2 protein-coding genes are annotated in these 1,187 nt (G+C 48.8%); both read left to right on the top strand.

The window, feature by feature from the left end:
* The first annotated feature begins 69 nt into the window (after positions 1-69).
* Positions 70-525: a phage tail protein gene (locus J8X26_RS27450; RefSeq protein ID WP_208952667.1), complete on the top strand. Its 456-nt coding sequence runs from the start codon at positions 70-72 to the stop codon at positions 523-525.
* 59 nt (positions 526-584) lie between these two features.
* Positions 585-932, top strand: a complete 348-nt coding sequence (locus tag J8X26_RS27445; protein WP_208952666.1) for a phage tail protein — start codon at positions 585-587, stop codon at positions 930-932.
* The last annotated feature ends 255 nt before the right edge of the window (positions 933-1,187 follow it).

Raw genomic sequence — 1,187 nt, 5'->3', positions numbered from 1 at the left:
AAATACTGAGCATTCTTGCGGTACGTCTCCGTGAGGGTATCGAAAACAATCGTTAAATGAGGCAATGAAATGACAGATAAAAGCTCTCCGGAATACGCAATGCTCCCCGCTGGAACAGTTGTTCTGTGGGGGGGGATCGGCGATGCTGTGGCGGATATGCAGCCGCTGATTAACTGTAAAGCTCTCGGCGCGACAGGTGCCACGGGTTCTTTTGTTGATTGCACAACCCTGATTGATAAACAGAAACAGTTTATTTCTGATCTGCCGGAAGGACCGGAAAAATCACTCGGGTTTGTCGATGATCCGTCTAACACCAGTTTTACCGCTTTCATCAATGCAGCAGAACAACGTCAAACCGTGCAGTTTTATATCCAGTTGCCGAACGGACGTACCGCGACAATGGTGATGGCGCTTTCTGGCTGGCAGCTTAATGAAATCACGGCCCCGGCCAGTGACGTTATTCAGATCACCGTCAACGGCAAACAGAACAACATTGACTGGGGCTATACAGCGCCCGGCAGTTAATCACCCACCTCAAACCTTTCAGGCCGCCAAATATGGCGGCTTTTTTATGGAGAATTTTAATGAACGACCTGAAAAAACAGTTACTTTCACCTGAATTTGATGCTTTCCCCGTCACTATTCTGGGTGCCAAGGTCTTTATTCGTCGGCTCACTTCCTATGAAGTCGAGCAGTACGACCAAAAACAAGAGCAATTACGCACTGAAACCAATTTAAGTGGGATGGGCCTGTCAACAGCATCGCTTATTCTCAGCGCGCTGGTTGACGAAAAAGGGATGCCAATTCCAGCAAATATCCTTCCTGCACCGGACGAATTACTGAAAGCCCGTTCAAATGCTTCTCTTATCGAAGCTCTCCAAACAGTTCAGCGTCATAGCTGGGGTACTTTGGAAGAAGCGAAAAAAAACTAATTGACTCCCCCTGGCTGAGCCTGATTTTTTCTCTTGCTGAACGCTTCGGGGAGTCTGATCCGAGAAAGATTGCCAATTTACCGGCGGATATTTTGTTGCACTGGAAAGCCTGGTTTTCTCTTCGTGACAACGTTGCGCCGTTGGTTCCGGCGCAGCATGTTGTTACCAGTACGCCCGCTGACCAGCAGTGCGCCGATGTTATGAGGATCCTTGGACAATGAGTGATGTCGCAAGCCTGTCAGTTGCCCTGCATCT

The sequence above is a fragment of the Rahnella sp. ChDrAdgB13 genome, from assembly GCF_017655185.1.
In the GTDB taxonomy this organism is placed as follows: domain Bacteria; phylum Pseudomonadota; class Gammaproteobacteria; order Enterobacterales; family Enterobacteriaceae; genus Rahnella; species Rahnella contaminans.
The sequence above is the reverse complement of the archived record's forward strand: the minus strand, read 5'-3'. Positions and strand labels throughout refer to the sequence as shown.

Coding starts and splice junctions, on each gene's coding strand:
- J8X26_RS27450 (WP_208952667.1), top strand. CDS start 70: ATGACAGATAAAAGCTCTCCGGAATACGCAATGCTCCCCGCTGGAACA.
- J8X26_RS27445 (WP_208952666.1), top strand. CDS start 585: ATGAACGACCTGAAAAAACAGTTACTTTCACCTGAATTTGATGCTTTC.